Below are 3,096 nucleotides of genomic sequence, written 5' to 3'. Positions count from 1 at the left end.
GTCGTCCGGGGTGGGCGGGCCGGAGTGGGTCTGGAAGCGCTGGTCGTACGCGGCGTTGCCGAGCAGCCCGAAGTCGGGGTTGTTGACGAGCTCGTGCTCCTGGCGCTCGCGCAGGGCCTCGATGGTCAGCCGCAGCTGGTGCTCGGTCTGGTTCATCGGCTGGTTGTAGAGGTCGGCGACCCGGCTGTGCACCTTGAGGATGGTCTGCGCGACGCTGAGCTCGTACTCGCGCGGCTTGAGCTCGTAGTCCACGAAGGCGCCGGGCAGCTCGTACTCGCCCTGGTGGCCGGCGGAGAGGTCGATCGCGGCCTCGCCGTGCTTGTTCTGCGCCTGCTGGAAGCCGTTCAGGTATTCGATGATCTGGAGCTGGAGCGCCTCGGAGCGGTCGTGCAGCTCCTGGAAGGCGGGCCAGGACAGCGTCATCACGGTGCCGGCCGTCGCGGCGCGGACGGTGTACGGCCAGGCGCCGCCGTCCTGCCGGACCGCCTCGTCGCCGAGGTGGTCGCCGTCGGCGAGGGTGCCGACGACCGTCTCCTCGCCGTACTTGCCGGTGCCCAGCCGGTCGAGCTTGCCGTGCGCGATCAGGAACACCTCGGTGATCGGGGCGCCGGCCTGGACCAGCACGTCGCCCGGGGCGAACTCCCGCTGCACGAAGCGCGAGGCCAGCTCCTCCAGCACGGCCTCGTCCTGGAATCCGCGCAGCACCGGCACCTCGGCCAGCGTGGGCGCGACGATCCGCACCTCGGCACCGGTCTTGACGAAACCCACCCGGCCGCGGCCGACCGAGTGGCGCAGGCGGCGGTTCACCCGGTAGGTGCCGCCGGACACCTGCACCCAGGGCAGCTTCCTGAGCAGCCAGCGCGGGCTGATGCCCTGCATCTGGGGCGCGGACTTGGTGGTCGTCGCGAGGTTCCGCGCGCCGGCCGTGCTCAGACTCTGCTGCTGCCGGATCTCCGACTGCGCACTGGGCGCGGGAATTCCGGCATTGGTTTCGGTCGACATGGGGGAGCCCTTCGCATATCCCGATGAAGTGTCGCCTTGCACATGCGTGTTGCAGCTTCATGGTGGGCCCTGCCGAGGGTGCGCCGCAATCACTCGTTCGAGTGGTTCGGAATGCCTAAACAAATAGTACGAATAGATCACCCGATCGATATCTGTTCGACCGTCTATTCGAACAGCTCGGAGCGCGGCGCCCCATCCTCCCCCATCCGCGCCCCGAACCGCGCCACCCCGCGCCACGATCCACAGGCGGCGCCCCCGCCGTCCGGACCGTTCGAACAGGCCGCTAGGGTGCCCTGACCCTTCGTCAACTCTCTTCCCGAGAGGGTCACATGAGTGCACCCGTACGTGTCTGGCTGAACCGCACCTACGCCGAGAACGTCTTCTTCATCGAACAACTGCGCGCCGCCCCGCGCCCGGTGGTGGTCCACGCGACCCACGGCGACCCGGACTCCCCCGTGCTCGCCGCCGCCGACCACGGCAGCGCCGAGCCGGCCGACCTGCCGGCGGACGGCTACGTCGGCTACGCGCTGGACTACTGCGCCCGGCACGCCGTCGACGTCTTCGTCCCGCAGCTGCACCAGCTCGCCATCGCCCTCGCCCGGCCGGAGTTCGAGGCGATCGGCACCGCGCTGCTCTGCCCGCCGGCCACCGCGATAGCGGCCTTCACCAGCAAGGCCGACGGCTACGCGGTGATCGCCGGGGCCGGCCTGCCCACCCCGCCCTGGTGGCGGGTGCGCACCCCCGGCGAGCTGTGGGACGCCGTCGAGCGGATCGAGGGCGCCGGGCACACCGCCTGCCTCAAACCCACCGCCGGTGCGGGCGGCGCCGGCTTCCGGGTGCTCACCCGGGAACCGTACGGAGCGCGGCGGCTGACCGGCTGGGACCACCGGGTGCAGGTCGATCAGGTGGCCGCGGCACTCGCCGAGGGCGGCCCGGACGGCGAGCCGGTGGACCTGCTGGTGATGCCCTACCTGGACGGACCGGAGGTCTCGGTGGACTGCCTCGCCGACCGGGACGGCGGCCCGCTCACCGCGGTCGGGCGCACCAAGGAGGGCCGCCGCCGCGGCTTCACCACCGAGGAGTGCTACCTGGACCCGGTCCGGCGGCTGGTCCGCGCGACCGGCATGGCGTACCTGTCCAACGTGCAGTTCCGCCGCTTCGACGGCCGGCCGGTGGTCATCGACGTCAACACCCGCCCCGCCGCCGGGCTCCACCAGCTGCGGCTGTGCGGCCTCAACCTGCCGTGGGACGCGGTGCGGCTGGCACTCGGGGAGCGGCCGGAGTACCCGGGGGCGGAACCGGACGTGCGCGGCATCGAGTACACGCTGGTGTCCGGCATCCGGCCGGTGCTTCAACGCCGGGCGCCGGGACGGGTGTCACTGGTCCGGGCGCTGCACCGGTGAACGGCCGCGCGCCCGCCGCTACAGCGGGCCGTTCCAGTCGAGGGTCGGCTCCAGCACGCCCTCGAGCGTGAGCAGCCAGCGCTTCACCTCGATCCCGACCCGGCCGCCGCCGAAGCCGCCGATCCCGTCCGCCGCCACCACCCGGTGGCAGGGCACCAGCAGGGGGACGGGGTTGGCGGCCATCATCTGCCCGACCGTGCGGGCGGCCAGGCCGGGCTCCGTCACGTCCTCGAACACCCCGCTGCGGGCGGCCAGTTCGCCGTAGGTGATGGTCCGGCCGTACGGCACCTCGCGCCAGAGCGCCTGCAGCACCGCGCGGTGCGGGCCGGAGCTCAGGCTCCAGTCGATCGGCAGGCCCAGGTCGCGGGTGCGGCCCGCCAGGTAGGCGCCGATCCGCTCGGTGACGGCGGCGATCTTCGACTCGTCGGTGCAGGGCGGCGCCTCGCCCTCGCGCGGCCCCCGGTAGCCGGCCGACACCACACCGAGCGGGGTCACCGCGATGTGCATCGGCCCGCTGGGCAGCGGCGTGGGCACGGTCAGCCAGGACATCGACCAGGACTGCGGCACGTTCGGGCCCCCACCCTCCGCCGGACCGGCCGCCGGCCACCCCGGCGTCCGGGGGGCGTCCCCGCCCCGCGCGCCATCGTACGGCGGGCGGCCGACAGGCCCCGGCGCGCGATCCACGGGCTCG

Annotated in this window: 3 protein-coding genes; 1 reads left to right on the top strand and 2 read right to left on the bottom strand. The window is 73.1% G+C overall.

Annotated elements, in window-relative coordinates:
- The coding region (locus tag AE652_RS29945) for a family 2B encapsulin nanocompartment shell protein (protein ID WP_049657136.1) at positions 1-1,002 on the bottom strand (1,002 nt) is incomplete at its 3' end.
- 329 nt (positions 1,003-1,331) lie between these two features.
- Between AE652_RS29945 and AE652_RS29940 the strand changes: the two genes are divergently transcribed.
- Complete coding sequence (locus AE652_RS29940) at positions 1,332-2,405, top strand: ATP-grasp domain-containing protein (protein WP_049657134.1); 1,074 nt, start codon at positions 1,332-1,334, stop codon at positions 2,403-2,405.
- Positions 2,406-2,423: 18 nt separating this feature from the next.
- On the opposite strand, the gene AE652_RS29935 is transcribed toward AE652_RS29940, so the two are convergent.
- The gene (locus tag AE652_RS29935) at positions 2,424-2,972 is read right to left on the bottom strand and encodes a methylated-DNA--[protein]-cysteine S-methyltransferase (protein ID WP_304414273.1); all 549 of its coding nucleotides are present in this window, start codon (positions 2,970-2,972) and stop codon (positions 2,424-2,426) included.
- Between the last annotated feature and the right edge of the window lie 124 nt (positions 2,973-3,096).

The organism is Kitasatospora sp. MY 5-36 (assembly GCF_001182915.1).
In the GTDB taxonomy this organism is placed as follows: domain Bacteria; phylum Actinomycetota; class Actinomycetes; order Streptomycetales; family Streptomycetaceae; genus Kitasatospora.
Note: the sequence above shows the minus strand (reverse complement) of the source record. Positions and strands in the feature narration are given on the sequence as shown.